Origin of the sequence: Paraburkholderia sp. MM5496-R1 (assembly GCF_050436205.1) — a bacterium.
Classification (GTDB): domain Bacteria; phylum Pseudomonadota; class Gammaproteobacteria; order Burkholderiales; family Burkholderiaceae; genus Paraburkholderia; species Paraburkholderia tuberum.
Window position 1 is genome coordinate 58,188 of sequence record NZ_JBNDLT010000003.1, and the last position, 25,525, is coordinate 83,712.

At 62.4% G+C, this 25,525-nt stretch carries 27 protein-coding genes, 1 tRNA gene and 1 pseudogene; 13 read left to right on the plus strand and 16 right to left on the minus strand.

Annotated elements, in window-relative coordinates:
• Nucleotides 1-313 precede the first annotated feature (313 nt).
• Entirely contained in the window at nucleotides 314-697 is a 384-nt protein-coding gene (locus tag OKW38_RS26430) for a hypothetical protein (RefSeq protein WP_090809669.1), read from the minus strand.
• Nucleotides 698-941: 244 nt separating this feature from the next.
• Here OKW38_RS26430 and OKW38_RS26435 point away from each other — a divergent pair, with 244 nt between their 5' ends.
• The 4 genes from OKW38_RS26435 (at nucleotide 942) to OKW38_RS26450 (ending at nucleotide 2,794) form a co-directional block, all read left to right on the plus strand.
• Nucleotides 942-1,385, plus strand: coding sequence for an Hsp20/alpha crystallin family protein (locus OKW38_RS26435; RefSeq protein WP_429363899.1), 444 nt, complete (start codon nucleotides 942-944; stop codon nucleotides 1,383-1,385).
• 28 nt (nucleotides 1,386-1,413) lie between these two features.
• On the plus strand, nucleotides 1,414-1,821 hold the full coding sequence (locus tag OKW38_RS26440; RefSeq protein ID WP_429333763.1) for an Hsp20/alpha crystallin family protein: 408 nt from the start codon (nucleotides 1,414-1,416) through the stop codon (nucleotides 1,819-1,821).
• Between the two features lie 285 nt (nucleotides 1,822-2,106).
• The gene (locus OKW38_RS26445; RefSeq protein WP_429365538.1) at nucleotides 2,107-2,670 is read left to right on the plus strand and encodes an Hsp20/alpha crystallin family protein; all 564 of its coding nucleotides are present in this window, start codon (nucleotides 2,107-2,109) and stop codon (nucleotides 2,668-2,670) included.
• 48 nt (nucleotides 2,671-2,718) lie between these two features.
• Nucleotides 2,719-2,794: transfer RNA gene (locus OKW38_RS26450), tRNA-Lys, on the plus strand.
• A gap of 96 nt (nucleotides 2,795-2,890) precedes the next feature.
• On the opposite strand, the gene OKW38_RS26455 is transcribed toward OKW38_RS26450, so the two are convergent.
• The 6 genes from OKW38_RS26455 to OKW38_RS26480 all read right to left on the minus strand — a co-directional run bounded on the left by OKW38_RS26455 (nucleotide 2,891) and on the right by OKW38_RS26480 (nucleotide 8,313).
• Complete coding sequence (locus tag OKW38_RS26455) at nucleotides 2,891-3,157, minus strand: hypothetical protein (protein WP_429363901.1); 267 nt, start codon at nucleotides 3,155-3,157, stop codon at nucleotides 2,891-2,893.
• Nucleotides 3,158-3,413: 256 nt separating this feature from the next.
• A complete protein-coding gene (locus tag OKW38_RS26460) occupies nucleotides 3,414-4,763 on the minus strand; it encodes a DUF3734 domain-containing protein (protein ID WP_429363903.1) in 1,350 nt (449 codons plus the stop codon).
• Between the two features lie 11 nt (nucleotides 4,764-4,774).
• Nucleotides 4,775-5,557: a 3-hydroxybutyrate dehydrogenase gene (locus tag OKW38_RS26465; RefSeq protein WP_429363905.1), complete on the minus strand. Its 783-nt coding sequence runs from the start codon at nucleotides 5,555-5,557 to the stop codon at nucleotides 4,775-4,777.
• Between the two features lie 28 nt (nucleotides 5,558-5,585).
• Nucleotides 5,586-6,365 (minus strand): acetoacetate decarboxylase, encoded by a 780-nt coding sequence (locus OKW38_RS26470; RefSeq protein ID WP_429333761.1) that lies wholly within the window; start codon nucleotides 6,363-6,365, stop codon nucleotides 5,586-5,588.
• A gap of 422 nt (nucleotides 6,366-6,787) precedes the next feature.
• Nucleotides 6,788-6,937: a DUF3331 domain-containing protein gene (locus tag OKW38_RS26475; RefSeq protein ID WP_090809656.1), complete on the minus strand. Its 150-nt coding sequence runs from the start codon at nucleotides 6,935-6,937 to the stop codon at nucleotides 6,788-6,790.
• A gap of 83 nt (nucleotides 6,938-7,020) precedes the next feature.
• Nucleotides 7,021-8,313: an NAD(P)/FAD-dependent oxidoreductase gene (locus OKW38_RS26480; RefSeq protein ID WP_429363907.1), complete on the minus strand. Its 1,293-nt coding sequence runs from the start codon at nucleotides 8,311-8,313 to the stop codon at nucleotides 7,021-7,023.
• Nucleotides 8,314-8,448: 135 nt separating this feature from the next.
• On the opposite strand from OKW38_RS26480, the gene OKW38_RS26485 reads away from it, so the two are divergent.
• A complete protein-coding gene (locus OKW38_RS26485) occupies nucleotides 8,449-9,111 on the plus strand; it encodes a TetR/AcrR family transcriptional regulator (protein WP_090809652.1) in 663 nt (220 codons plus the stop codon).
• Nucleotides 9,112-9,160: 49 nt separating this feature from the next.
• Here OKW38_RS26485 and OKW38_RS26490 read toward each other — a convergent pair whose 3' ends face one another.
• From OKW38_RS26490 to OKW38_RS26500, 3 genes are all read right to left on the minus strand, one after another.
• The gene (locus OKW38_RS26490; protein ID WP_429363909.1) at nucleotides 9,161-10,336 is read right to left on the minus strand and encodes an FUSC family protein; all 1,176 of its coding nucleotides are present in this window, start codon (nucleotides 10,334-10,336) and stop codon (nucleotides 9,161-9,163) included.
• 187 nt (nucleotides 10,337-10,523) lie between these two features.
• Entirely contained in the window at nucleotides 10,524-11,336 is an 813-nt protein-coding gene (locus tag OKW38_RS26495) for an IclR family transcriptional regulator (RefSeq protein ID WP_090809648.1), read from the minus strand.
• A 109-nt stretch (nucleotides 11,337-11,445) separates the two neighbouring features.
• A complete protein-coding gene (locus OKW38_RS26500; RefSeq protein ID WP_184059845.1) occupies nucleotides 11,446-12,012 on the minus strand; it encodes a VOC family protein in 567 nt (188 codons plus the stop codon).
• 147 nt (nucleotides 12,013-12,159) lie between these two features.
• Here OKW38_RS26500 and OKW38_RS26505 point away from each other — a divergent pair, with 147 nt between their 5' ends.
• The 4 genes from OKW38_RS26505 to OKW38_RS26520 all read left to right on the plus strand — a co-directional run bounded on the left by OKW38_RS26505 (nucleotide 12,160) and on the right by OKW38_RS26520 (nucleotide 16,498).
• Nucleotides 12,160-13,011, plus strand: a complete 852-nt coding sequence (locus OKW38_RS26505) for a fumarylacetoacetate hydrolase family protein (RefSeq protein ID WP_090809645.1) — start codon at nucleotides 12,160-12,162, stop codon at nucleotides 13,009-13,011.
• A gap of 55 nt (nucleotides 13,012-13,066) precedes the next feature.
• Nucleotides 13,067-14,599 carry a bifunctional 3-(3-hydroxy-phenyl)propionate/3-hydroxycinnamic acid hydroxylase gene (locus OKW38_RS26510; protein ID WP_429365539.1) on the plus strand — a complete coding sequence of 511 codons (1,533 nt, stop codon included), beginning with the start codon at nucleotides 13,067-13,069 and terminating at the stop codon, nucleotides 14,597-14,599.
• 90 nt (nucleotides 14,600-14,689) lie between these two features.
• Nucleotides 14,690-16,036, plus strand: a complete 1,347-nt coding sequence (locus tag OKW38_RS26515) for an MFS transporter (protein WP_429333756.1) — start codon at nucleotides 14,690-14,692, stop codon at nucleotides 16,034-16,036.
• Nucleotides 16,037-16,111: 75 nt separating this feature from the next.
• Nucleotides 16,112-16,498, plus strand: coding sequence for a nuclear transport factor 2 family protein (locus OKW38_RS26520; RefSeq protein WP_429363910.1), 387 nt, complete (start codon nucleotides 16,112-16,114; stop codon nucleotides 16,496-16,498).
• A 524-nt stretch (nucleotides 16,499-17,022) separates the two neighbouring features.
• Here OKW38_RS26520 and oxlT read toward each other — a convergent pair.
• The 5 genes and pseudogenes from oxlT to OKW38_RS26545 all read right to left on the minus strand — a co-directional run bounded on the left by oxlT (nucleotide 17,023) and on the right by OKW38_RS26545 (nucleotide 20,777).
• Nucleotides 17,023-18,312: an oxalate/formate MFS antiporter gene (gene oxlT, locus OKW38_RS26525; RefSeq protein ID WP_429363912.1), complete on the minus strand. Its 1,290-nt coding sequence runs from the start codon at nucleotides 18,310-18,312 to the stop codon at nucleotides 17,023-17,025.
• A gap of 110 nt (nucleotides 18,313-18,422) precedes the next feature.
• Nucleotides 18,423-18,731 (minus strand): annotated as a pseudogene (locus tag OKW38_RS26530) (gamma-glutamyltransferase); the annotation flags it as partial.
• A 219-nt stretch (nucleotides 18,732-18,950) separates the two neighbouring features.
• Nucleotides 18,951-19,697: a GntR family transcriptional regulator gene (locus tag OKW38_RS26535; RefSeq protein ID WP_429363914.1), complete on the minus strand. Its 747-nt coding sequence runs from the start codon at nucleotides 19,695-19,697 to the stop codon at nucleotides 18,951-18,953.
• Nucleotides 19,698-19,818: 121 nt separating this feature from the next.
• Nucleotides 19,819-20,037, minus strand: coding sequence for a methyl-accepting chemotaxis protein (locus OKW38_RS26540; protein ID WP_429365540.1), 219 nt, complete (start codon nucleotides 20,035-20,037; stop codon nucleotides 19,819-19,821).
• Nucleotides 20,025-20,777, minus strand: coding sequence for a methyl-accepting chemotaxis protein (locus OKW38_RS26545; RefSeq protein ID WP_429363916.1), 753 nt, complete (start codon nucleotides 20,775-20,777; stop codon nucleotides 20,025-20,027). Before OKW38_RS26545 ends, OKW38_RS26540 begins: the two co-directional genes overlap by 13 nt.
• Nucleotides 20,778-20,840: 63 nt before the next feature.
• On the opposite strand from OKW38_RS26545, the gene OKW38_RS26550 reads away from it, so the two are divergent.
• The 4 genes from OKW38_RS26550 (at nucleotide 20,841) to OKW38_RS26565 (ending at nucleotide 24,134) form a co-directional block, all read left to right on the plus strand.
• Nucleotides 20,841-20,984 (plus strand): hypothetical protein, encoded by a 144-nt coding sequence (locus tag OKW38_RS26550; RefSeq protein WP_222944779.1) that lies wholly within the window; start codon nucleotides 20,841-20,843, stop codon nucleotides 20,982-20,984.
• 61 nt (nucleotides 20,985-21,045) lie between these two features.
• Nucleotides 21,046-21,882 (plus strand): PadR family transcriptional regulator, encoded by an 837-nt coding sequence (locus OKW38_RS26555; RefSeq protein WP_429363917.1) that lies wholly within the window; start codon nucleotides 21,046-21,048, stop codon nucleotides 21,880-21,882.
• 64 nt (nucleotides 21,883-21,946) lie between these two features.
• Nucleotides 21,947-22,783, plus strand: a complete 837-nt coding sequence (locus OKW38_RS26560) for a siderophore-interacting protein (RefSeq protein ID WP_429363919.1) — start codon at nucleotides 21,947-21,949, stop codon at nucleotides 22,781-22,783.
• Nucleotides 22,784-22,850: 67 nt separating this feature from the next.
• Entirely contained in the window at nucleotides 22,851-24,134 is a 1,284-nt protein-coding gene (locus OKW38_RS26565) for an MFS transporter (protein ID WP_184011232.1), read from the plus strand.
• A 48-nt stretch (nucleotides 24,135-24,182) separates the two neighbouring features.
• Here the strand turns inward: OKW38_RS26565 and OKW38_RS26570 are convergent, their stop codons facing one another.
• Complete coding sequence (locus tag OKW38_RS26570) at nucleotides 24,183-25,277, minus strand: AI-2E family transporter (RefSeq protein ID WP_090806509.1); 1,095 nt, start codon at nucleotides 25,275-25,277, stop codon at nucleotides 24,183-24,185.
• Nucleotides 25,278-25,525 lie beyond the last annotated feature (248 nt).

Sequence of the window (25,525 nt, forward strand, 5' to 3'; positions counted from 1 at the left end):
TCGACGACGTAGGCTACATCGTCGACAATCGCCATAAATTTGACGCATGCGGGCGTCTTATCAGTTGTGTCGCGCCGTTCCGGAAGCCGATTGATCGAATCCAGGCGGCGAACAATCTGCGTTCGAATGCGCTATCAGGGATATGACACGCTCTTCGAGACCTCCCGCGTCCGGCTGCAGGATGCTCCGCAACGAGGGCGGCCGAATCCGGTCGGATACTCCTCATTGCATTGCAGCAAAGGCGCCGCCGCCGTCCGCACCGGCAGGCGCGCAGTTCGCCCTTGCCGATCCCCGCTCCTTGCCTGCCGCGACGTCACTGGATCAGCGGCACCACGCCGAGCTTTTCAGCCAGCATCCTTTCGTAGACACCAAAGTGCAGATCGACCTCTTCCTGGGTGACCACGGTCACGAAAATAGTGATCTGCGCGGGCTGCAGGCCCAGCACCGTCGCGATCGCCGCTTCCAGCTGGGGCGCGCATAGCCGGTCATCGGCGAACGTGGTGCCGACAGCAATCTCGTAAGCGGACTCCTGCCGGAACACCACTTCAACCAGCCGCGCCCGGGCGCTCATGTTGCTGTCGATCGCCAGCCGGATGACTTCGACCGCCGTGCGCATCGTCTCAGTCGGGAACCCCTTTGTTGAGCGCAACCGGATACGGTGACGCCCAAGAGTGAGCCAATCGTATTCGAATTCCATGGTGTCCTCGCATGGTGTTGCAGGGTGTCGTGAACGTAGGGGTGCGGCAATCCAAATTCAAGAACAAAAAGTCGCCATGGCCCACTTGAAATTTCTGTTTTCAGTCCTATCTTGAATATCGCTCGGGCAGCCGCGCCAGCATGGCGGCGCGCTGCGTGTTTCGATTTGTTTGCCGCAGCATGGCAGACGGACTGGAGCGCGTATGCCGGTTCGTTTTCCTGCTGCATCCAAGGAGGAAACGATCATGAGTGATCTCTACTTCGGGACCGACCTTTTCAGCGAGTTCGACCGTCTGCAACGGCAGATGGCGAGCCTCTTCGGCGGTTTCCCGTCCAGCATCCGCTCGGGGCGCCTGGGCGCCTTCCCGCAGGTCAACATCGGTTCGACCGACGACTCTATCGAGATCGTTGCGTTCGCGCCCGGTATCGATCCGGCGCATCTCGACGTATCCATCGACAAAGGGCTGCTGACCATCAGCGGCGAGCGCCAGACGGGACAGCCGGAAGCGGCCGGCGACGACCTGCGTACTTATGCGCAGGAGCGGTTCGTCGGCACCTTCCGGCGCGTCATTGAACTGCCGCAGCATGCGGACCCTGACAAGGTCACGGCGCAGTACACCAATGGTTGCCTGACCGTGAGCATCGGCAAGCGGGAGACGTCGAAGCCGCGGGCCATCAATGTTCAATGAAACCGGTCGCAGAACTGAGGAGGACATCATGAACGACACGACAGAACTTGCCAGGAAAGACGAAACTGCGGTGGCCCGTCGCGAAGACGAGCAGTCGCAACGCCCGATCACGCTAACGCCGCCCGTAGACATCTTCGAGGACAGCCAGGGCATCACACTGTGGGCCGATCTGCCCGGCGTTACAAAGGACCGCCTTGAAGTGAAGGTACACGACGGCAACCTGTACATCGAGGCCGAGGCGGTGGTGCCCACGCCGGCGGGGCTGCGCCTGCAACATGCGGAGATCCGCCAGCCGCATTTCGCGCGGGCGTTCGCTCTTGGGGCTGACTTCGACGCAACGAAAATCGATGCGAACCTGAAGGACGGCGTGCTGAAACTGACGATACCGCGCCGCGACGAAGCCCGGCCGCGCCGGATCGAGGTGCGGACGGACTGAAGTCGGCAGGTGGGCAGCAACGACAGGGAGAAAACCGGTGGCGGTCGTCTGGCCGCCACCTACTGACTGCGGAGGCCTGGATGCGGACGTCATACATGAATGCTGGCGCGGACGCACGCTCAGCATACGGCGCGGTGCCGGTACGTGAGCTCAGGACGCGCCGCGGATCGCGAGGCGGCCGTGACGGCATTCCGCAGATGCAGTCCGGAATGCCGAGGGCAGAGTCGTGACTTCAGCGCAATGACTGGAATCCAGTTCTCCGGCCACACTGTAGAGGAGGATACGATGAATACGGATCCGAAAAAGTGGAATCCCTTCAAGTTCCTACGCGGGGCGGCCCGCAAGTCCGATGCGGACAGCCCGGAAAGCCCCCCGGCGAACGAACAGTGGCGTGCCCCGTGGCCTGACATTCCGCGGCTGTTCGCACGCGAACCGTGGCGTGCTTTGGAAGAGTTCTTCCATGACCCGTTTGCAGGTCGCGGCGCCCTCGAACGATGGTTTGGCGACTTCAGTTCATCGCGCTTCCAGCCGCGCATCGACGTGGTCGACGAAGGGAAGGTGTTGCGCGTGACCGCCGAGCTGCCCGGGATGGAGCGCGAAGACCTGAGTGTGAGCGTCGAGGACGGGGCGATCGTGTTGCGCGGCGAAAAGAAACAGGACGTGCGCAGCGAGGAAGACGGCTGCTACCGGCTCGAGCGCGCCTATGGAAGCTTCATTCGCACGATTCCGATGCCGGAAAACGCCGACCCCGATCACGCCTTGGCAAAATTTGATAACGGTGTGCTCACGTTGACCGTGCCGAAATCGGAGCCGGCGCGATCCACGAGTCGCACGATCGATATCGGCTAGGCCAAACAGGCAAGAAGTGCCTTGGTCGCGGTGGACATCGGGCGAGACGGGCCGTTAGCTCAGCTGGTAGAGCAGCGGACTTTTAATCCGTTGGTCACTGGTTCGAATCCAGTACGGCCTACCAAAAGATTCAAGGGCTTAGCGTTCGCGCTAGGCCCTTTTTCTTTTCCGACTGTCAACGAAGTGTCAACGGCATTGTTGTGGCGGCCCGCGATTTGGCTTAATTCGCCGAGTATGATTGAACCTCTTGCGATCTCAAGGGGGCTCGGGGCGTCTCCCAAAGATGGCTTCGGCCCGGAGGCGATTCATCGTTGGACTTTTTCCATGAAGTGACCTCCCTGTCGGTTAGGATCGTTTCAAGCGTCGCCGCGTTGCATGTGATGTCGGTTTTTTCGATGAACCTCTTCGAAGGCATCAGACCCAACGCAAGCAGGATCAGACGCTCCTCCTGTGCACCGATGTCGCCCTTGGGATTGAATGAAGTCATGCTGCATCCGCCGAGCAGGCCGAATGCGCCGAGCGGCATAACGCGGCCTGCGGCAACGCAAAACCGTTTGACGGTGTCAGATTGACCGTGCGCACTTGACCCGATACAGGGATCTTCTACATAAACCTGGGATTCTGCATGTCATGTACCCTGGTTGCCGGTAACACCACAGGCGGACGAACTCACCTGCGGCAGCGCCCCTTTGGCTAGCGTGGAAAGGGACCGGCCAACCTGAACCCGGCCGGCCTCACGATGGCTAGCGGCCGGTCGCATCCTGCACAGCTTCCTTCGTCGTTTCCCCAGGTGGGGCGGACTTCGGCGCTGCCACTTCGAGATGTGCTTGCGCGACGCCCGCTTTATGGCGCCTGCGCGAGTAATTCGCTGGCTTGGTAGCGCCCTCCAGTCGCGCCGCGTGAGGCGCGCCCCCGGGACGATGCACGTCGTGCGTCACGAATCCCGAATCGTGATTCGGTATCGCAAACCAGTCCGGATGCTCAAACGACGCGCGAATGTCGTCCAGGCCCGTCTGCCAGTGCTCGCTCATCGTGTCGATGCTGAATTCGTAATCCTTATAGTGCCCCTCATACGCCTTGTTCTTGTATATGAGGTGCACAACATTGACCGTACTGCCATCGGCAACTTCCCGTGCCTCCCGGATGAGCGGATGCTGCTTCTCCAGGCCCGGCGGCACATGCTTCAGTAGCTCCTTGATGAGCTGTGCATGACGCTGGTTCGACCCGAGCATCGCGGTGATAGCGCGGGTCCGGCTGGAATACTGGATGTCCTTGGCGCGCTCGGACACATCCAGCATGTCGCCCGGGAGGCCGCCGCTCGAACTCCACAGGTCAACCTGGAAGACCAGGGTGTCCTTGTGCTGCGGGTCGCTTACAACCTCGGTCAATGGCGTGTTCGACACCAGACCGCCGTCCCAGTAATATTCGCCATCAATCTCGACGGCAGGAAAGCCCGGAGGGAGCGCACCCGAGGCCATGAAGTGCTCTGGCGAAAGGCGCATCTGGGTGTTGTCGAAGTAGACCAGGTTACCCGTGCGCACGTTGACCGCGCCGACGGAGACGCGAATATCGCCGTCGTTGATTCTGTCGAAATCGGCGAATTGCAGAAGGGTCGCCCGAAGCGCGGTGGTATCGTAAAAGCTCACTTCTTCTGGCGAGCGCTTGCCCATCCCTGGGATGGGCACCGGAAGGCGCGGCGAGAAAAAGCCTCGCTGCCCTTCGGTGAGTGCGCGGCCTGCCGCCCAGCAGCTCGACCACTTGCGCGACAGGTCGTGCATGCCCGCGGCGCGGGGTAGCCACGCGCCAAGGTTCCCAAGCATGTCCGCCGGCTGGCAGATGGTGTTCCAGAATCCATGCAATGCCTCGGTACGCTTGCCCGGAGCGTTGCCCGCGATGATGGCTGTGTTAAGCGCGCCGATGGAGATGCCGGAAATCCAGTCCGGATGAATGCCAGTTTCCTCGAGGCCTTCGTAGACGCCGGCCTGATAGGAGCCCAGCGCGCCGCCACCCTGTAGCACGAGAGCGACCTCGTCATAGGCCGGAAGCTTGAAAGTCTTGCGAGGTGTGCCTGATGTTTCTTGATCTTGACGCACTGGGCGGCTCCTTAGTGCATCGACCAGCCGTGGCTGACGATAATGGACTGGCCCGTCAATGCGGACGATTCGAAGCCGGCGAGGAATGCCACGGTGTTGGCGACGTCTTCCACCGTCGTGAATTCGCCGTCGACCGTTTCCTTCAACATCACGTTCTTGACGACGTCTGCTTCCGAAATGCCCAACGCTATCGCCTGCTCCGGAATCTGCCTGTCGACAAGCGGCGTGCGCACGAACCCCGGACACACGACATTGGCCCGTACACCGCGCGAACCACCTTCCCTGGCTACCACGCGTGCGAGACCGAGCAGTCCATGCTTGGCCGTCACGTAGGCAGCTTTCAGCTTCGACGCTTCGTGCGAGTGGACCGAGCCCATATAGATAATCGACCCACCGTTGCCCGCAGCGTACATGTGCCTGACCGCAGCTTTGGTCGTGAGGAACGCGCCGTCCAGATGGATTGCGAGCATTTTTTTCCAGTCGGAGAAAGCATAATCTTCAATCGGGTTGACAATCTGGATGCCCGCGTTCGAGACCAGCACATCGATGCTGCCAAGCCTGTCGACAGCCTGCTTGATGCCGGCGTTGACCGCTTCTTCGCTCGTCACGTCCATTGATACAGGCAGCGCTTTGCCACCCTCCTTGCGGATGCTCTCGGCCACGCTCTCAGCAGCCTTGAGGTTCAGGTCCGCGATTACCACCGACGCGCCGAGCGCCGCGAGCTTGCGTGCGCACTGTTCACCGATACCACTTGCAGCGCCCGTCACGAGCGCGACCTTGTCTTTTACGGACATGCCTTTTCCTTAATATGTCAGAGGGTGCTTACTGATTCGCGGCAAGCTTGAGTGCCGGCGCCTCGGCGAGGTAATCGAAAGCCACCTCCCCGATGTCGAGCGTGAGATTGGCGATAACGTGCCGCGCGCCGACGATTTTGCGCACCGGCAAATCCGCCACCGGAGCCAAGGCATGGGGGTGCAGCTCAAGCGCGGCCGGACCGCCCCACGCGCCGAGCACCGTGACATCCCGCAGGAAGTAGCGCACGAGCTCGCAGATGCGGGCTGAACCGTCGACGTGCGGAATGACTTTCAGTAGATAGTTCGGCGTGTCCGCCAGCTTCTTGCGCTCGACCTCGAGGTCAAGTGGCTCGTACTTGTAGCCCATCGTGCCCGTGGCAATGCGCTGGGTGCCATAGTCGAGCGTTCCAAGCAGCGTGTCGTTGCCGTCAACACGCAATTTCGGACTCGCCAGCTTCTTGGGGAAGCCCCAAATCTCACGACCACCGGCAATCGGGCCTTCGTCGTCGAGATACATCGCGTGTGTGTAGCTGCCTGGCGCGCCGGCATCATCTCTTACCGAGATAACCTGGCCGCTTTCCGTGTAATCGCCGAATCCCGACGAGTCTGGCATGCGAATGAATTCGTAATGCACGAGGGGGCTTGCGACTGTCAGTGGTTCCGGCACCACGGCGCGCAATGCGTCCATGTCGGTCTCGTACGAAATGATGAAGTACTCACGATTAAGGAAGCGAAACGGCGGGCGGGGGTAGGAAGGATTGTGGACGGGCATCGCAAAAGCATCTTTGCGGATTTGTTCGATTTTCAACTATCTCTCCAGTAGTGACGTCAAATGACGTCGCGTCTTTAAAGCCCACGCATGCGCACCAGAGGTGCTGTGCTGCACACCGCGCCTCTGCCTTATCACAGCGTGTCGGGTTCGAGTGGCCCTGTGCTTTGCATCGTTGTACAAAGCACGGGCAATAGTAGCGCCTTGGTCCATGCATCGGTGTCCTTGCTGGCCGTAAAACACTGTCCCCCTCGCCGCAACAATTGGTTCGATCCTTGTGCGCGTCAGCTTCTCATCGGCAAAACGCCGCATATAGCGATGTCGCTTCGTGATAGGCAATGTCGCACATATAGGAATACCTATTAATTGCCACATGGCTCGTTGTTTCGTCCCCGATGCCTCGCTTGCTTCTGGCATGTCAATTCGAAACCGCGTCCCCGAGAATATAAACGCGCGCAAGGTCACAGTTGGACATTAACGGAAGCCGCGACCATCATTGCGCCTGCGTTTCGCGGCGGCGGATCGCCTGCTCTGGGAGAGTACACGGCGTCGCCCGCCTCAATCGGATGACCGCTCAACACGCACGTCCCCGGCCCCTTCGCGATGAACACCCGTCAGGGCTGGTAATCACAGCGACCGCTGCACGAGTCGCACCAGGAAACCGACAGGGTCTGCAAAGGGTTCGGCGCCACTTTCAGGTCAGGCGGATCTTCGGTTGGACGAGACCGTTGATCTGTTCCGCTGTCCACAGCAGCGTCGCCTTTCGAAAGCCATGGAGAGCCTGCTGATGGCGCCGGTAGAGCATGGCGTGACTCAGTTGAGCGAAACGTCCGCGCACGAAACCGCCACGAAAGAGTCCGAAGCGCCCAAGCGTGCCGAACGCGTTGTAGTCGCTCAGCGAGACGAGCGAACCGAAATCGCGGAAACGGAAATCGGCAAGTGGCTTGCCTGCAAGCCACCCCGGAAGGTGACGCGCGAGATGCTCGGCCTGCTGCGTGGCGACCTGCGCGGTCGGTGCAAGTTGCCGTTCGTGACCGGCAAGTGTCAGGCTTGCGCAATCGCCAAGCGCGAACACGTGATCGTCACGCGAAGACTGCAGACTCGCTCCGACGACGATCTGGTTGGACCGGTTCGTTTCGAGTCCGTCGAGATTGTTCATGAAATCCGGCGCCTTGACGCCCGCTGCCCAGACCATCAGATCGGCCTCGGCAAGCGTGCCGTCGCCGTGGCGAAAACCATTCGCCTCTGCCGCGGTAACACGCGCCGAAGTCAGCACGCGAAAACCGATATGCTCGAGCTGCGACTGGCTCGATGCCGATATCTCCGGCGCAAACGCCCCGAGCACGCGCGGGCCGCTTTCGAGCAGCGTCAGACTTAGCCGCTCTCGCACAGTCGGGTCTCCGTAACTCGACGCAACGTCAAGGAAGCGGCTCAGTTCAGCGGACAGCTCAACACCCGTTGCACCCGCGCCGACGATCGCCACACGCAGTGGTTCGTCCTTCGCGACGCTTCGAAATACGCGCGCTCGCAACGCGGCGTTGAACGCTTCGGCCTGTTTTTGACTGTCGATGAAATGGCAGTGCTCTTTCACGCCCGGCACGCCGAAATCGTTCGCCCGGCTACCCAGCGACAGCACAAGCACGTCGTACCCGACCGTTCGCGGACCGAGCACTACTTCACCTTCCGGCGTCCTGAGCTCGTCGAGCTGGACCAGCCGCCGGCTTCGATCGAGCCCGTTCATTGCGCCGGGCTGATAGGTGAAGCCGTGATCGCGGGCATGGGCGAGATAGATCACCTGCTGCTGCTGAACATCGCGCGTGCCGGCTGCAATGGTGTGCAGCATCGGCTTCCATATGTGCGTCGGGCTGCTGTCGATCAGCATGACGCTGGCCCGGCCGCTACGCCCTAACAGGTCGCCGAGTCGGGTAGCCAGCAAAATTCCCGCAATCCCGCCGCCAACGATGACAATCCGTTTTGGTTGTGACATAATCAATTCAACGCGTGATGAATAAATCACATCGTAGCCTAAAGCACGAGCTCCGTCAAACCGCGGCCCTCCTCAGCCTCTCACGCGCCGTCAGTTAAACTTCGGCTGAATTGACGATCCACAACTCACACCCAAATGAACGACGTAACGTCAGGACCTGCCAGGCTGATCGAGAAAAAGCGTACCCGCGGACGACCCGCGTACAGCGCTTCCGTCGGTGCCGACGTCCTCCTGCGACATGCCCGGCGCACCTTCGCAAAGCGTGGATTCGACGCTACCAGCGTGCGGGAAATCGCGCGCGACGCGGGTGTCGACCCGGCGCTGATCGCGCATCATTTCGGGTCGAAACAAGCGCTATGGGTTGCGGTGGTAGAGCAGATCGCGGATCAGGCTGCGCCAATGATCGACGCCACAGCCAGGTTGCGCTCGGCCACGCTAGGTGCGCGTGAGCGTGTCGAACACGCAGTGGTTCTTTTCATCGATCAGGTTTTCGACGAACCCGACCTTGGTATGTTTTTTTCGACTGCCGCGACCGAAGAAGGCGAGCGCTTCAACATACTCATCGGGCGTCTGGTGCGCCCCTATCACGACGTGTTCGTGCCTTTGCTCGAAGATGCATCGAGGGCGAAGGAATTGAAACCGCACCACCCCGAAGTCATGTTTTCCATGCTGATGAACGCCATCAGCAATACCGTGGCTTACCACCATATGCTTCGGGCTTTCTCGTCACTTCCTGAAGATCAGACCAGGTTCAAGCGCGCGGTGCGGGACACGGCGCTGAACATGATCGGAAAGTAATCAGCAAGACCCAATGCCCTTCGCGACAAGCCCAGAATCCTCCACCTGCTTATCGTGCGCGTCGTCCCCTGACGCATTCGCTGCCCAAGAGAACTACCATGGCGATGACCGCCCCAAGGAACGTGTCCACGATCCGTTCGCCGACGAGCGCGAAGGGAGCGCTCGTCCCGCCCACCGCTGAGATGGTCAACGCGGTTGGGGTAATGAAGGTCAGGGCCAGGGCGTAGTGCCGCGCGGCCACGACTTCGATCGCGAACTGGAGCAGCGCGAGGACCCCGACGAGCCAGAGGCCTTTCGGGTCGACGAGCTGGATCAAGCCGAAGACAGCCGCGCCCAGGACCGTGCCCACAACGCGGTGCACGGCCCGAATGGCACTTAAGCGCGAGACGTGGCTGCCCTGCAGCACCGCACCCGCGACCATAACCGTCCAGTAGGCACGGTGCTCCCCCAAAGACAGGCTCAGCAAGCCGGCGCTGGCAACCGCCACGATCACCCTCGCGGCGATCGTGGCCTTTTCCCCGTCGAGCAAGCTGGGAGGAAACCGCATGCGCAAGCTGGGCGCTTCGCCCTTGCGCTGGTGCACAAGCGGCAGCGCGAGGGGTGCGATCACGAGCAAGTACGCACTGAGCGCGCCGACCGCGACCAGAGAGGGGATCATAAAGACGCCAAGGGGCGAACCGCTGAAACGCGCGGAAGCGGCCAGATGACCGCTGACACCGGCGACCAGCACGAACTGCATCGGCCCGGGCGGACCCATTCCGACACCGAACAGAATGATGCTGGCGAGCGCAGCCACGGCGACGAGGCAGGCGATGGTCAGCCACGCATTCGTCGCGCACAGTACGCCCAGCGTGGAGGCGGCCACGAACCCCGCCGCGACGAACGGCAAGGCCTGGAGCCGGTCGCCCAGGCGCAGCGTCGAGCCGTAGAGAGCCGTGAAGGCGCCGAGAGAAGTGATGAGCCCGAGTGACTGGTGGCCGGCCAGCATGAACGCGCTCAGAGGCACGCCCATCGCGACGCCCCCTCCGACGCCGGCCGACCACCGCCACGGGCCGTCGTTGAAGCCAAGCAGGCTTTTCAGTACGCGGGGCGGCAAGAAAGGTCTTCTCATTTGGGATTGTTTTGTGAAGCGGCCAGGCGATTGGATAATGAAATTTGAATCGAAGGCGGAGATCGCGTTTTCGCTCCGACGGCGCTCCGGATTGCACGCCTTGTCTGTCGACACTTCAGAGCCGCATTCCGCAGGGTCGCAAGTGACCAACCGCCTTTTTGCGGCTTCAAGACGGCCCTCTCCTGACCACGTCGGTCTACGCGTTCGTGCTACCAGTTCGTTTGTCGCAAGTGCAGCTTCCCCCGAACCCACCGAGGTTCAAGTGCGCGAGCGCGATCGAATGACGTTCACGTGACGGCCATCATGCGGACCGCTTGCCTCGCGCAACGGTGTGCGACGACGTGATGGCTCCGGTCCTCCGACTTTCAACCAACGCACGCGTACGCTGCGAGATTCGCGCCGCTGCCTCCCGGATCGATTCGACAAGACGGTCCAGATTGGCAAATTCGAGTCGCTGGGTCGGCACGATCACCGCAAGCGAACCGACTGCTTCACTGGAGTCGTCCGTAAATAGCGGCGACGCCAGTGCAGAAACGCTGCTTTCCAGTTCGCCCCTCGACAGATAAAAGCCGGCACGCCGGATTTTGAGCAGCGACGCGCGAAACTCGTCGAGTGTCGCCCCAAGGCCGCTTTGCGCGATCTCGTCGGCATACTGATCGAACAGGACCGCGAGCTTGGCCTTCGGAAAGGTGGACAGGATCGCTTTTGGAGCGGCGCCGAGAAACAGGGGGCGAGGACGGCCCCGGCCGTACCGGAGGTCAAGCGCCGCGCCGTGAGTCTCGCGATGCGTGTCCACGAGTTCGTTACCGTACCAGCGCGACATCACCACATCGAAGCCGGAGTGTTCACTCAACTCACGCATGATCGGCTGCCCGACCGCAAGCAGCGGATCCGACATGCGCAGGTGGTAGTCAAGCTTGATGATGCGAGGGCCGAGACCATAGTCTCCTCCTGCAAACCGGATGAGCAAGCCTGCATCCAGGAGCTCGCGTACATAGCGATAAGCCGTTGGGGTTGAGCAATCGAGTTCGGCGGCAACGTCTTCGACGGACAGGAACGGCTTCGCCTCCGAAAACAGCTCGAGTATGGATAAAAGTCTCGTAATGCTCGACATCTATTGCGCTGCGCCTCCTCGTGTGTGAACGGAATTATATGCACTGGCAAGATCGCCATTGACGCCTTCAACGACCACCGCACGGAAACAGTCGCACGCAGCGCCACGCTTATGCAAGCCCCATGCGCTCGGCCATTTCGGTTTGCCAGACACTTCGCGGCCTGAATCCCGATAGCGTTCTTGCGTGGCGTTCGACAGCCGCCATCAGTTCAGCATCGGGCAAGCCGAAGTCCACCGGCACCCGCATCGGCTGGTCGACGTACCACGGCGTGTCGATGTAGAGCTCGAGGCGATTGCCCTCGGGATCGCGCGCATAGATCGAAACCGAATTGCCGTGGGTGACGGGGTTGATTTCCTGCAGGCCTTCCGCAATGAACTGCCGATGAAACCGCCTCAACGTGGCAAGGCTGTCGGCTGTGAACGAAATCTGGTTGATCGGATTGAACGCCAAGTGCTCGGGGCGGCCGCTCGCGAGCACGATCTGGTGATGCACCGCGGGATCGCGGCTCAAGAATACCAACTGCACAGCGCCGTGCGGCGTCTGCAGCGAACCCCGATCCGTCACGGTGAATTCCATCACCCGCGTATAAAAGTCCTCCACGCGCGCCATGTCGCTCACATAGAAGCCCATGTGACTGAGCGACAGCCCTGCCCTCGCTTTCTTCATACCGTTCATGCCTGTCTCCAAGTAGTGATAAACCCTAGCAAAAAACACGTTGTGACATTAGATAAATTTAGTATATTCTCACCATAAGATAAATGCACGGGTTTTTTACGAATCCTGGCCTTGATCCTACCTACTTTTTATCTACCCGGAGCATCAATGAAACTCGCCAGCTTCTCCACCCACCTTGGCTCATCGTTCGGCATCGTTCGCGATGAAACCGTGTTCGACCTTGGCAAACGTCTCGGCGGCCGTTATGCCGATCTGAAGGCACTGATTGCCGCCGACGCATTCCGCGAGGCCGCGCAGGCCGCCGATGGCGCGCAGGGCGACTACCCGCTGTCGGAAGTCACGCTGCTGCCTGTAATCCCGAACCCTGAACAAATCTTTTGCGTGGGACTCAACTACGCAGACCACGTCAAGGAAACCAACCGCGAAACCACCGAGCATCCGGTCATCTTCATGCGGGTGCCGGCTTCCCAGGTGGGCCATGGCCAGCCGATGCTGCGTCCGCCTGAGTCGCAGAAGTTCGACTATGAGGGTGAGATTGCCGTCATCATCGGGCGCGGTGGACGACGCATCGCCGAGGCCGACGCGTGGAATCACATCGCTGGCTACGCCTGCTACAACGACGGTTCCGTGCGCGACTGGCAGCTTCATACGGGCCAGTGGGGCCCGGGCAAAAATTTCTATCGCACCGGCGCGTTTGGACCGTGGATGGTGACGAGCGACGAGATCGAACCCAATGCGGTGATGACGCTCGTCACCCGCCTGAATGGACAGGAAGTGCAACGCGCGACGACGCAGATGCTGATTCACGGCATTGCCAAACAGATTGCCTACCTGTCGACGTTCACCCCGCTCTCGCCGGGAGACGTGATCGTGACCGGCACGCCTGGCGGCGTCGGCGCGAAGCGCAATCCGCCGCTGTTCATGAAGGCCGGCGACGTGGCGGAAGTGGAGGTTGATCGGATCGGCGTTCTGTCCAATCCAATCGCCGACGAAGCGTAAAAGTCGTAGCCGGGCGCGTTCGTGTGCGCTCGGCGTCTATCTGGCGGAACAAGACATGTTAGAGAAAACTATTTCGACGCACGCGTGCGACTACGACGTGGCCGTTATCGGTCTCGGGCCCACCGGGGCGACGCTCGCGAACCTGCTGGCAATCGAAGGCTTGCGGGTGCTGGTGCTGGAGCGAGACAAGGAGATTTTCGCGCTTCCTCGCGCGGTGCATTTCGACGGTGAATGCATGCGCGTGTTCCAAACCCTCGGTTTAACCGACAAGCTGCTACCCAAGCTGTTCGTGGGTCCCGGCATGAAATTCGTGAACGGGGAAGGCAAGTTGCTGATCGACTGGCAACGGCCAACCTGTATCGGACCACAGGGGTGGAGTGCGAGTTACAAGTTCCATCAGCCCGATCTCGAGAATGCGTTACGCGAGCGTCTTGCGCAGCAATCGAGCGTTGACGTCCGGTTGCGCCACGAAGTGTTCGCGCTTGACGAGGCGAGCGATGGCGTCCAGTTGCGCTTCGAGGATACGTGCTGCGGCAAACTTGGACGTATTACCGCGAGATATGTAGTCGGCTGCGACGGTGCGCGCTCGATTGCGCGACGCTTCATGGGCACCGAATTGAGCGATCTGAAATCGCATGAACGCTGGGTTGTGGTCGACGTATTGCTCGATGCGCCGCGGCCCGATCTTGGCGACTACTCGGTCCAATACTGCGACCCGGCGCGCCCGACCACTTACACGCGTGGTCCCGGAAATCGGCGCCGCTGGGAAATCATGGTGATGCCCGGTGATGACGTGACGCAACTCACGTCCCCCGAATGGCTGTGGGACAAACTCGCTCGCTGGATTTCTCCGGCCGATGCGCGCCTCGAACGTTCTGCCATATATACATTTCACTCGGTCGTGGCGAACGGTTGGCGCCGTGGCCGACTCCTGCTTGCAGGCGATGCCGCACATCAGACGCCACCCTTTATGGGCCAGGGGATGGGAGCCGGCATTCGCGACGCGTCGAATCTCGCGTGGAAGCTTGGTGCCGTCATTCATGGCGAAGCGCCCGATACCCTCCTCGACAGCTACGAATCCGAACGCTCGCCGCACGTGCGCTTATTTATCGAAACGGCGGTACAGCTCGGCTCAGTCATTCAAACGACGAGGTCAGACCTGGCCGAAGTCCGTGATGAAGAAATGAGCGCAGCGATTCGCAATTTCGTGACCCCACAACCCAGGCTTGGCCCGGGCGCATGGATCGATGAACCATCGGGCGTGGCCGGGCATATTGCACCGCAACCCCGCCTGCTGGACGGACAACTCGTGGACGACGTGGTCGGCTATCGGTTTGCGCTGCTTGCGCGACCGGAATTGCTCCGTGAATGCCCCGACGTCGCCAATAGCGCTGCGCAAGCGGGCGTCGGGATTGTGGCCAGCGATGGAGCGGCTGTTCGCGAGTGGTTGGAGTCGATCAACGCTCCAGCGGTGCTTGTACGCCCCGACCGGTATGTGTACGGCGTCGCGCAGGACGGTGAATCCTTGCAAAACCTTCTGCACCACGCCGTACCCCGCTTGCAAACCGAAGGTGCTGTGGCCATGTGAGCCCGCACCCCCCGTTGTCACGCGAGATGTCTCGCGGTCGACGCACATAGACCATCGGACAAAGAATCCGATAATCAAATTGGAGGAGTCATGGGAATATCCCACAACCCGGTCGGCGGCGCCGACCGTTCACAGCCATCCGGCTTGTCCCCGTCGCAGTGGAAGATGATTCTCATCGCAAGCCTTGGCGGCTCGCTGGAGTTTTACGACTTCATCGTCTACGGCTTTTTTGCCCATAACATCGCGGCCCAGTTTTTCCCGAACTCGTCGTCGCTGGTCAGCATGCTGGCTACTTTCTCCGTGCTCGCAATCGGGTACGTGATCCGACCGCTCGGCGGAATTGTGCTCAGTAGCTGGGGCGACCGGTATGGCCGACGTCCAGTGTTTCTCGGCTCAATCATTGTGGTCACGACCGCGACGATCTGTCTTGGTCTGCTGCCCAACTTTCAGAGCTGGGGCATGACCGCATCGATCCTGTTGATCCTGCTGCGCATGCTTCAGGGTTTTTGCGTCGGCGGAGAAATGCCCGGCGCGATTACCTACGCAGTGGAAGCCGCGCCGCATCGGGCGGGGCTCGCCGCGGGCATTATTATCTGCGCGGTGAACCTGGGTGTTTTGCTGGCCACATTCGTCAACCTCGGCATCCAGACCTACCTGTCCGCCACGGACGCGGCGGCGTATGGCTGGCGGATCGCGTTTCTTTTCGGCGGCGTTTGCGGGATCGCCTCCTACCTGATGCGCCGTAATCTGGACGAGTCGCCCGAGTTCAAGAGGATGCAAGGAGCTGTCGTCAAACAGCCGTTTCGCGAGACCTTGCGACGTCATGGCAAAGCGGTCGCGACGGGGGCACTGGCGATCGCCGTGATGGCCGGCGTCAACGGCATACTTTATGGCCACATGCCCGCCTACCTCGTCCAGCAGTTGCACTATGCGCCACGGACCGCGGCAATTGCCCAGAACGCTTATCTGATCGTCAGTTCCCTCGGCCTCCTCGCCGCAGGCTGGCTCGGGGACAAGATTCCACGCCGGTACCTGCTTCGAGCGTCAGCGGCGCTGCTGATCGCATTGAGCTACCCGTTCTATGAAGCGCTGGCGAGCCACACCGTCAATCCGGTGGTGCTGTTTGTGCTTGCCGGCGTGGTTTTTTCACTGGCAAGCGGGACATGGGCGTCGGTGCTCGCCGACCAATTCCCTGTCCAGGTCAGATTCAGCGGAATCGCGCTGGCTTACAACCTGGCCGTTGTCGTATTCAGCGGCTTTGCGCCCTTGCTGGCGACCATGCTGATTCGCATGACCGGCTCCTTGGCAGCGCCAGCCTGGTATGTCATCGCCGCATGCACGGTCGCGCTGCTTGCGAGCTATGGGTTGCCGACGGGAAAGTCTCGGGCCGGGTCGCCTTCGAAGACAGATGGACTGAGCGGCGAACTGTTGCGTTGAGCCGAATCGAGCCACGACGCGGCCGGCACCGTCTCTGGCAAGAGGTATCCATGCAGTATTTTCGGGAGATTTACGATGAAAGATGCGTCCGTTCAGGCCGCCGTCGAGGCGTTGGAACAACAGCGCTGCGACGCCACGGTGGCTGGAGACCTGCACAAGCTCGCGTCGCTACTCGACGACGATCTGACGTTCGTCCATTCAGCTGGCTACGTTCACGGCAAGTCGGAGTATCTGTCCTTCCTTACCGAGAAGATCAAGGTGCGTCAAATCGTGCGTCCGCAACCGCTCGCGTATAGGTTCCTGCCAGACACCGTGATCACGACGGGCCATCTCGAGCAATCCCTGGTGCGCAGGACCGATGGATCTGAGCTCAACATTCGCGCGCTCGTAACTGAAATCTGGGTCAAACGCGAGGGCGGCTGGAAACTGCTGCATCTCCATTCCGGGCGCTTGCCGGATTGACGCAGATCCCTATCTTGCCGTCCATCTCGGGGTAAGCCTGGACACCGATCCTGAACAGGTTCGTGAACTCCCCCTGCTTGTGCGCGATGGAAGCAATCGTAACGATGCGTGGCCGGTCAGGCGATTCAGTCGCGGCAAGTTCGAGAGCGGGCATGAGCAGCGCCGAGAGTGTGTAGCGGCCAGGCATATTGGTGCCGAACTGCAGCTCCAAGCCATCGGCGGTGTTCCGCGAGTTTCTTCTGCGCGAACGAGCGGACCGACGCGACGGAAGCGTGAAGATTGAATATGTGGGATCGAGACTATCGCGGCGGCGAACCAAAAACATATCCGGCGACAATCAAGCCGCGAGCCGCGGGAGCGTCACTGGAACATCCACGAGTGAGCCCGCTTCAACGTACAAGACCGACGGCGGCTGAACGACGCCTGTTAGAAGAGGCGTGACTGTGACGGTATGCGCGGCGCGCCCATGAAGGGCGCGCGCCACCCGGCAATTAGTCGTACAACGAACGAGCACCCACTTGCCGTCAAACGCCGCGCGGTGCGGCAAGAAAACGGCGGCGCATCGGCTTGAGAACCGCAATCGCGAGCAATGCGGTAACGATGTCAAGCGTGATCGCCGCGCCGAACACCGGCAACCAGCTACCCGCGTGCTGGTGCATCAACGCCGCGAGCGGGCCGCCCAGGATCGAGCCGATGCCCTGCGAAATGTAGAGCCAGCCATAGTTTTCCGTGGCATGCCGCGTGCCGAACGTGTCCGTCAGCGTCGCCGGGAACAGCGAGAAGATTTCGCCCCAGCCGAAGAACACCACGCCCGAGAGCAACACGAACAGCACCGCGTTATCGCGCGTGAACAGCCACAGCGCCATCGCGACGCCTTCCAGGGCGAACGCGAAGAACATCGTGTTTTCGCGGCCGACTTTGTCGGACACCCAGCCGAACAGCGGTCGCGTGAGCCCGTTCGTGAAGCGGTCGATCGTCAACGCAAGCGGAAGCGCCGCCATGCCGAACACGAGCACTTTGGTCACGCCGAAATCGGCGGCGAAGGTGGCCATTTGCGACGTGACCATTAGACCGGAGGTCGACATCATCGTCATCATGGCAAACATCAGCCAGAAGATCGGCGTCCTGAGCGTCTGTGACGGGCGCAGATTCGCCACCGGCGAACCGGCCTCATTCACATTCGCGCCGGCGGCATCATGCGCGGGCGGCACACGCAAGCCCTGCGATGCGAGCAGCCCTACCACCGCGAACGCGGTGCCGAACATCCACAGCGTCGCCTCGACACCGCGCGCCTGCAACGACGCTGCGATCGGAAACGTCGTGACGATCGCGCCCATGCCATAGCCGGCGGCGACAGCGCCCGCCGCGAAGCCGCGCTGCGCGGGGAACCAGCGCACCATCAGCCCGACAACGCCAACATATACGATGCCCGTGCCAAGGCCGCCGATCACGCCATACGTCAGATAGAGCATCGGCGCACTCTGGACCTGCGATGCGAACACCCAGCTCAGGCCGGACATCACTGTGCCGAACGAGATCAGCGTGCGCGGACCGAAGCGGTCGATCAGCTTGCCTTGAAACGGCGAAAAAAACGTCTGCAGAATGATCAGCAGCGCGAACGTCACCTGCAGTTCAGGCAACGCGATGCCCAATTTGGCGGCGAGCGGTTTGGTCATCAACGTCCAGACATATTGCGGACTCGAGATCGCCATCATGCAGACGAGACCCAGTCCAAGTTGAATCCAGCGGTTATGCGTGACGGACGTCGAGACATTCTCGATACGCGGCGCGATCGGTTGCAAGCGTGTGTTCATGGTGTTCTCCGTTTCCTGAGCGCATGCCAGCCGGCATGCGCGAGACGTGCGCCGTCCTCCGGGCCTGAACGGCCGGAACGGCAAGTCGTTTGAGAAAAAGCGCGCGGTGTCTACCAGCCCGCAGCGGCCCCGTCACTGCGCGGATCGTAGCCCGCTTCGATTAACCCATCAGGGTGCCGAACGATTGCGCCGGCATGCCCCATCGCTTCATCGTAAGGCGCCATCACCTCGACCTCGTGCCCGAACGCGCTGAGCGTTGCTGCCGTGTGCGCGGCGAAGCGTGGCTCGAGCTCGAGCGTGTCGGTCGATTGGCCCCATGTGCGGCCGAGCAGCCAGCGAGGCGCGTCGATCGCCGCCTGCGGGTTCCAGCCGAAATTCGCGATGCGTGAAAACACGGCGCTTTGCGATTGGGGCTGCCCTCGTCGAGCGAGAAACTGCAGCGCGCCGCGAGCGCATTCGGCGCGACGGCCATGCCCCTCGCGCCGCGCGTCGGATTCAGAAAACTGGATGACATATTGGACGGGGCTTTTGCTTGTATACATACCCATCACTAACGCGAGAAGCATGCCAGCACGCGAGTCGCCCGCTCATGCGCGCCCGATAGGGTTTCGCACGGCTCGGTACGCGCGGCGATGTCGCTACCTGGTGCCCCGCAACCTGGGTGGTGCATAGGGGACCGCATTCGGCCCCATTGCAGTGCGTGCGCGTTGCAGGCGCTCGCCCGTCAAGGTGCGCACCGCAACGCGGCTACCCTCGATATGGCGCGCGATCAACGCAACGCTACGATCCGTTTCGCGACAACGAATCGCATCGAGGATCGCGACATGTTCGCCGTAGGTTTCGTCGATGCAGTCGCCGTACACGAGATCGAGCCGCCGCACGACCCGGATGCGATCGGTCACGCGCTGCATCGCATTGGTCAGCTCGGCGTTATCGGCGGCCTGCACGAGGGCGTGATGAAATGCTTCGTCGAGCGCGACCATCTCGCGGCCGTCACGCCGACGGTGAGCAGGCGGGATCTTCCAGATTTGTTCGAGCTGACCGAGCATCTGTGCGACGCCTTCGGAAAGCGCTCCTTCGGCACTCGCAAGCTTCGAGACCGCAAAGGTTTCAATCAGCTTGCGCATTTCGTACAGGTCTTCGAAGCGCTTGAAATCGACCGGCACGACTTCCCAGCCGCCGCGCACATAGCCGCGCATCAGGCCGTCACTTTGCAGGCGCTGCAAGGCCTCGCGCGCAGGCGTGCGGGACACGCCGAAGCGCTCGGCGATGCTGCCTTCCGTCACGCGGTCGCCAGGCAGCAGGCGCATATCGAAGATATCTTCGCGGACACTCACATAGACATGATCAGCCCGCGAGGGGGGAATGCCGGTGATGTCGTTCACGCTTGGAACCTGAGTTGGCGAGTGTCGGGGCTGAGATTATTGTCCGACCCGAACGCGCCATGTCAACACGCGATGAAAAAACCGGCATCGCCCGGACATCAGCCGCGAGCGAAATACGCCTTTACAGCCGACAGAAACGTATCGATGTCCGCGCGCCTGCAGCACGGACGATTTCGATTGAATTGAAAATCGGGTTATGCCGCCACGCGCTCGCGAGTAGCTGCTGGCGAGCGAAAGCGGCGGATTGCGCGAGGACTCTGACCTCGCCGGCCTCCACGGCAAAACCACGTCCCTGGCTACCTGCCCGCGCGGCCTCGACCGCCGCATTCAGCGCGACGATGTGGTCTGGAACGCGATCCCGTCGATGACCGAGATGATCTCCGCGATGCGCGCCGACGACGCCCGTATCCCATGCATCGTCTCCACCACCCGGCCGACCGCCATGCCGCCTTCCCCAGCCGTTTCCGAGGCGTGCCTGGCAAGCTCGTCCGCGTGTCCCGCGTTCGCAGCGTTGGTGGCCACGCTCGCATCGAATTCCTTGAGTGCGCCGGTGGCCTGCTCGAGCGCGCTGGCCTGGAGCTCGGTGCGCGCGCCAAGATCGGCATTGCCGGCGGCAATCGCGTGACTCATGTCGGCGACTGCATCGGCGCCATCGCGCACCTGTTCCACAATGTCCGCGAGCGCTTCTGTCATCCGCACGACAGTCGCCATCACGCTACCCGTATCGCCGGTGCGCAAGTCGGCGCGCCGGGAAAGATCGCCGCGCTGGATCGCATCGGCGAACGCGATCAGCTCTCGCGGCTCGGCGCCGAGCGACCGGCCTATGTTGCGCACGACAAGCACCGCAACGCCAAGACCGATCACGCACGCAAGCCCGGTCAGCGCGAGCATCATCAAGCGGAAATCGACGCTTATCTGGCGTGCCTCGGCGCCGCCCTGCCGGTTCAGTGCTTCCTGAAAGTCGATCAACTGGTTGATTGCCGCGAGCCACTCGAGCAGCGCGGGGGCTGACGTCCGTCTCGACGGCCAGTACCTCCTTCGCGCCTTCAGCAGCCACGCTGGCAATCGCCTGCGTCGCATGCGCCAGGCGGTCCTCACCCAGATCCGCAATGCACACGCGAAGCCCGAGCTGCGCGAATCGACGTGGTCAACGCCGTCAACGCGCAGAACCTGATCCTGCCGGGCGGCACCGCGAAGATCGGCACGAAGGAATACAACGTACAGATGAACGGCAGCACGGACACCGTAGCCGCGCTCAACGATCTGCCCACCGCAAAAAGAGTTTGACAGACAATCTTAAGATATATATCTTAAGATGCATCTTACGACACTCATAGGAGAGTCCCAGATGCGTCATCCTCATCATTTTTGCGGTCCGCGCGGCGCGCGCGACCGTTTTCATGCCGGTTTCCGCCTTCCCTCCCCGCAGGCGAGCGAAGTCGCCGACCTGGGCGCCGCCGAAGCATCCTCCGGCGCCCGCTACCACTACCTGCTGCACGTTTTGCGTCACGCCTTTGGCCGCCATCACGAGTGGCGCTTCGGCGGCCGTGGCTCGCGCTTCGGCGGTGGTTTCGGCGGTCCGGGCAGATACGGTGGCGGCGGCCCCGGCGGCTTCGGCGGCGACGGCGATGGTTTCCCGCGTGGCCGCAAATTCAGCTCCGACGATCTGCAACTGCTGCTGCTATCGCTGATCGAAGCGCAGCCGAGTCACGGCTACGAGTTGATCAAGGCGCTCGAAACGCGCTCGAACGGCTTCTACAGCCCGAGCCCCGGCATGGTCTATCCAGCGCTGACCTATCTCGAAGAACTCGGCTACGTCACCGTGCAGCTCGAAGGCAACCGCAAGCGCTATGAGCTGGCGGATGCGGGCCGCGAATATCTGGCCGCGAACCGCGAGCGCGTCGAGCTGATGCTCGCGCGACTCTCGCATATCGCACGCAAGATGGATTCGGTACGTCGCGCGTTTGCCGGCGAGGAGCCGGCCGACGTCAGCGAAGGCGGCTGGGTGCCCGAGCTGAATGAAGCGCGCCGCACGCTGAAGAACGCGCTGCTGCGCCGCGACAACGCGCCGGCCGACGAACAGCGCCGCATCGCAGCGATCCTGATGCGCGCGGCCAAAGAAATCGAAGGCGGCAACCGTGGCGACATCGCAAAGCCCGGCAACGACAGCGAGCCGACCGCCTGACAACGCGCGCCCGTCCACGAGGCGACCCGCGCGTCCTCCCGAACCGAACTGGAGCATCGCCCACATGCAAGAGCAAAACACTCGCCCTGATCTCGCCGTGCATCGCGTACGGCATCCGTTGAAGTTTCGTCTGCTGCAGGTCAAGCAGGTGCGCGCGCTGACGCCGCACCTGATTCGCGTGACCTTCACCGGCGCCGATCTGGACGACTTCGTCTCAGCCTCGTTCGACGACCACATCAAGGTCTTCTTCCCCGACCCCGGCGCCGACAAACCTACGCTGCCGCAAGCCGGCCCCGACGGCCCGGTGTTCCCGGAAGGCAAGCGGCCGACCGCGCGCGATTTCACGCCGCGCCGTTTCGATCGCGACGCCCGCGAGCTCGACATCGAGTTCGCGATGCACGACGCGGGCCCCGCGGCGACGTGGGCCGCGCAGGCGCAGGCCGGCCAGTATCTGGGCGTCGGCGGCCCGCGCGGTTCGCTGGTGATTCCGACCGGCTTCGACTGGCATCTGCTGATCGGCGACGACACCGCGCTGCCCGCGATCGCGCGCCGTCTCGAAGAGTTGCCGGCCGGCACGCGCGTCGCCGCGGTGATCGAGGTCGCCGATCCGTCGGCGCGCATCGAGTTCACGACGCAGGCCGAGGTGCATTTGGTCTGGTGCTATCGCAACGAAGCCAACACGCAAAACGGCACGCGCGGCGAAGCGCTGTTGCAGGCGGTGCGCGAGACCTGGCTGCCGGTGAACGGTGAAGGCTATGTGTGGGCCGCCGGCGAAGCGGCGACGATCCGCGCGGTGCGTCAACATCTGTGCGGCGAGCGCGGCGTCGACAAAACGCGGATTCGCGCGGCCAGCTACTGGAAACAGGGCGCGGTCGCGGTCCACGAAACGATCGACGACTGAGCTTCTGCTCGCGCGGCGCGCGGCATTAGCGGCGTACTTCGAACAAACGACAAAAGGAAATCAAGCGATGTACTCAATCACTGCACGGCACGAGCGTCGTTTGTTGTGGCTGCTCGCGCTCACGCAGTTCACGATCATCATGGACTTCATGGTGATGATGCCGCTCGGCCCGCAGATCATGAGCGCGTTCCAGATCGCGCCGGCCGCGTTCGCGACGGCCGTATCCGCGTATTCGTGGTGCTCGGGGCTCTCGGGCCTGTTCGCGGCAACCTATATCGACCGCTTCGACCGGCGCCGTCTGCTGCTCACCATTTACGCGCTGTTCGCGCTGTCGAACCTCGCGTGCGCGCTCGCGTCGAGCTTCGCGCTGCTGCTCGCCGCGCGCGCGTTCGCGGGCATCACCGGCGGCGTGCTCGGCTCCGTGATCATGGCGATCGTCGGCGACGTGATCCCGCTGCAACGGCGCGGCGCCGCGACCGGCACGATCATGACCGCGTTCTCGCTCGCGGCGATCGCCGGCGTGCCGGCCGGCGTGATGCTCGGCGCGCAGTTCGGCTGGGCGGCGCCGTTCTTCCTGCTGGTCGCGTTGTCGCTGCTGGTGTGGTTCGCGGCCTCGCAACAGGTGCCCTCGCTGGCCGCGCATCTGAGCCGCCGGCAGCCGCCGCTCGCGGAAGTACTGCCCGAGCTGTGGCGCCTGCTGAGCAACCGAAGCCATCTGAACGCGTTCGCGCTGACGTTCATGATGATGATCGCGCACATGCTGGTGATCCCATTCATCGCGCCGATGCTGGTCGCCAATCACGGCGTCGCGCCGCGACAGCTGTCGTGGCTGTACATGGCCGGCGGTGCGGCGACCTTCTTCACGTCGCGCCTCGTCGGCAGATTCGCCGACCGCTTCGGCACGCAGCGCGTGTTTCGCTGCGCGGCGCTGCTCTCGTTCGTGCCGGTGCTGTTCATCACGCATCTGCCGAACCTGCCGTTCTACGCGCTCGTGCTGTTCTTCCCGTGCTTCCTCGTGTTGATGAACGGCCGCATGGTGCCGATGCAGGCACTGCTGACCACGGTCCCCGAGCCCGCGCGACGCGGTGCGTTCCTGAGCGCGAACAGCGCGCTGCAGGCGCTCGGCACCGGCACTGGCGCGTGGCTCGGCGGCTTGATGCTGAGCACGTCGGCTGATGGCCGCATCGCCGGGTATGGAACCGTCGGCTGGGCGGCGGTGGCGGTCGCATGCGCGGCGGTGCTGTGGGTCTCGCGCGTGAAGGGCGTGCCGCGCGAAGTGGCGGCGGCCAGCGCCGCTGGCGCGACGATGCCTCGCGCCGGCATCGAAGCTCACATCGCTGGAGAAGGTTAGCGATGCCAGGCAGCGCTCGGTGTCGCTGCGCCAACTGCGAGCCGCGCGTTACGCCTCATCGTCGGTGCTGCCCGTCAGCGCGCGCCGCGCGGCCTCGCCCTGCCCGTGCGACGCCGAGTAAAACACGCGCGCCCGGCCGATCACGATTTTCAGCGTCGCGATCACGGGCACCGCGAGAAAAATCCCAGCGACGCCGCCCAGCTGATCGCCCGCGAGCAGTCCGACGATCACCAGAAACGGACTGACCTCGACGCCTTCGCTCATCAGATACGGATTGAGCACGTAGTCCTGGAACAGCCGGTACAGCCCGATAAAAATCACGAGCCACAACAGGTGCGGATAGCCGCTGAACACGGCGACCACGAGCGTGATCGCGACCGCGGCAAGCGGCCCCGCGAACGGCACGAATTCGAGCAGCCCCGCGCTGACCGCGAGCAGAAACGCGTACGGCACGCCGAGCAGCGAGAACACGACGCCGTAGCTAAATAGCGTGGCGAGCGACAGAAACAGCAGCGCGCGCACGTACTTCGACAGCAGCACGTTCAGATCGACGACGATCTCGTTCCACAGCACGCGATGCCGGCTGTTCAGCAAACCCAGAAACGCGTCGCGCATCCGTTCGCCGTCCTTGATCAGCAGGAAGCTCAGGATTGGAATCAGCACCAGGTAGATCAGGTTGCTCGCCGCGTGGACGACACCGAGCCCGAGGCTGCGCGCCAACGGCACGGCGTTGTCCGAGCCGGTCTCGATCTGGCTGCGCACGAAATCGACGATCCGCTCGCGCAGCGGTTCGAGAAAATGCGGCAGCGGAAAACGGTTCGGCACATCGGTGCGCAGCAGCGCGGGCAGTTGCGTGAAGAGGCGCGTCGCCTGATCCTGCAATTCCACGCCGAACAGTGAGCCAACCACCGCGAGCAGCGCGACCACGACGACGAACACGACCGCGATCGACACCACGCGCGGCATGCGGCGCGGCCTCACGCGTTCGACCAGCACCACCATCGGGTAGATCAGATAGCTGAAAAACACCGCGAACACGACGACGAGCACCGTCGTCGACGCGATATAGATGAGGAAAAATAGCAGCGCGAGCAGAGACGCGGTCCAGACTTTCCTGGCCGCGCCGACGTCGAATCCCAGCATGAAGCGTCCTCGAATGGGCGATGCGGCGCCGGCGCGACGAGTGCGCCGGCTGACTCTGGACCGTAACAGAAATTTACACGTTCCGGGTGTCGAACGCCGCGCCGCGAGGGCGCGACGCGGCGAGCACCGGCAGCGTGCGAGGCGCTACGCACGCGGTGCGTCACTGCACGGCTTGCGTGCCTGACTTGATGCGCCCGAAACCGGGGGGCGGGATAAATGAAGCTGCGGGTACGTGAAGTTTCGGTTCG

Bases quoted from the DNA above. Each gene is read 5' to 3' on its own strand.
- OKW38_RS26505 (WP_090809645.1), top strand. From the start codon at position 12,160: ATGAAACTCGCCAGCTTCTCCACCCACCTTGGCTCATCGTTCGGCATC.
- OKW38_RS26570 (WP_090806509.1), bottom strand. From the start codon at position 25,277: ATGCTGGGATTCGACGTCGGCGCGGCCAGGAAAGTCTGGACCGCGTCT.
- OKW38_RS26455 (WP_429363901.1), bottom strand. From the start codon at position 3,157: ATGACTTCATTCAATCCCAAGGGCGACATCGGTGCACAGGAGGAGCGT.
- OKW38_RS26440 (WP_429333763.1), top strand. From the start codon at position 1,414: ATGAACGACACGACAGAACTTGCCAGGAAAGACGAAACTGCGGTGGCC.
- oxlT (WP_429363912.1), bottom strand. From the start codon at position 18,312: ATGAACACACGCTTGCAACCGATCGCGCCGCGTATCGAGAATGTCTCG.
- OKW38_RS26430 (WP_090809669.1), bottom strand. From the start codon at position 697: ATGGAATTCGAATACGATTGGCTCACTCTTGGGCGTCACCGTATCCGG.
- OKW38_RS26555 (WP_429363917.1), top strand. From the start codon at position 21,046: ATGCGTCATCCTCATCATTTTTGCGGTCCGCGCGGCGCGCGCGACCGT.
- OKW38_RS26515 (WP_429333756.1), top strand. From the start codon at position 14,690: ATGGGAATATCCCACAACCCGGTCGGCGGCGCCGACCGTTCACAGCCA.
- OKW38_RS26500 (WP_184059845.1), bottom strand. From the start codon at position 12,012: ATGAACGGTATGAAGAAAGCGAGGGCAGGGCTGTCGCTCAGTCACATG.
- OKW38_RS26445 (WP_429365538.1), top strand. From the start codon at position 2,107: ATGAATACGGATCCGAAAAAGTGGAATCCCTTCAAGTTCCTACGCGGG.
- OKW38_RS26435 (WP_429363899.1), top strand. From the start codon at position 942: ATGAGTGATCTCTACTTCGGGACCGACCTTTTCAGCGAGTTCGACCGT.
- OKW38_RS26565 (WP_184011232.1), top strand. From the start codon at position 22,851: ATGTACTCAATCACTGCACGGCACGAGCGTCGTTTGTTGTGGCTGCTC.
- OKW38_RS26495 (WP_090809648.1), bottom strand. From the start codon at position 11,336: ATGTCGAGCATTACGAGACTTTTATCCATACTCGAGCTGTTTTCGGAG.
- OKW38_RS26485 (WP_090809652.1), top strand. From the start codon at position 8,449: ATGAACGACGTAACGTCAGGACCTGCCAGGCTGATCGAGAAAAAGCGT.
- OKW38_RS26465 (WP_429363905.1), bottom strand. From the start codon at position 5,557: ATGTCCGTAAAAGACAAGGTCGCGCTCGTGACGGGCGCTGCAAGTGGT.
- OKW38_RS26510 (WP_429365539.1), top strand. From the start codon at position 13,067: ATGTTAGAGAAAACTATTTCGACGCACGCGTGCGACTACGACGTGGCC.
- OKW38_RS26480 (WP_429363907.1), bottom strand. From the start codon at position 8,313: ATGTCACAACCAAAACGGATTGTCATCGTTGGCGGCGGGATTGCGGGA.
- OKW38_RS26520 (WP_429363910.1), top strand. From the start codon at position 16,112: ATGAAAGATGCGTCCGTTCAGGCCGCCGTCGAGGCGTTGGAACAACAG.
- OKW38_RS26560 (WP_429363919.1), top strand. From the start codon at position 21,947: ATGCAAGAGCAAAACACTCGCCCTGATCTCGCCGTGCATCGCGTACGG.
- OKW38_RS26545 (WP_429363916.1), bottom strand. From the start codon at position 20,777: ATGCGACGCAGGCGATTGCCAGCGTGGCTGCTGAAGGCGCGAAGGAGG.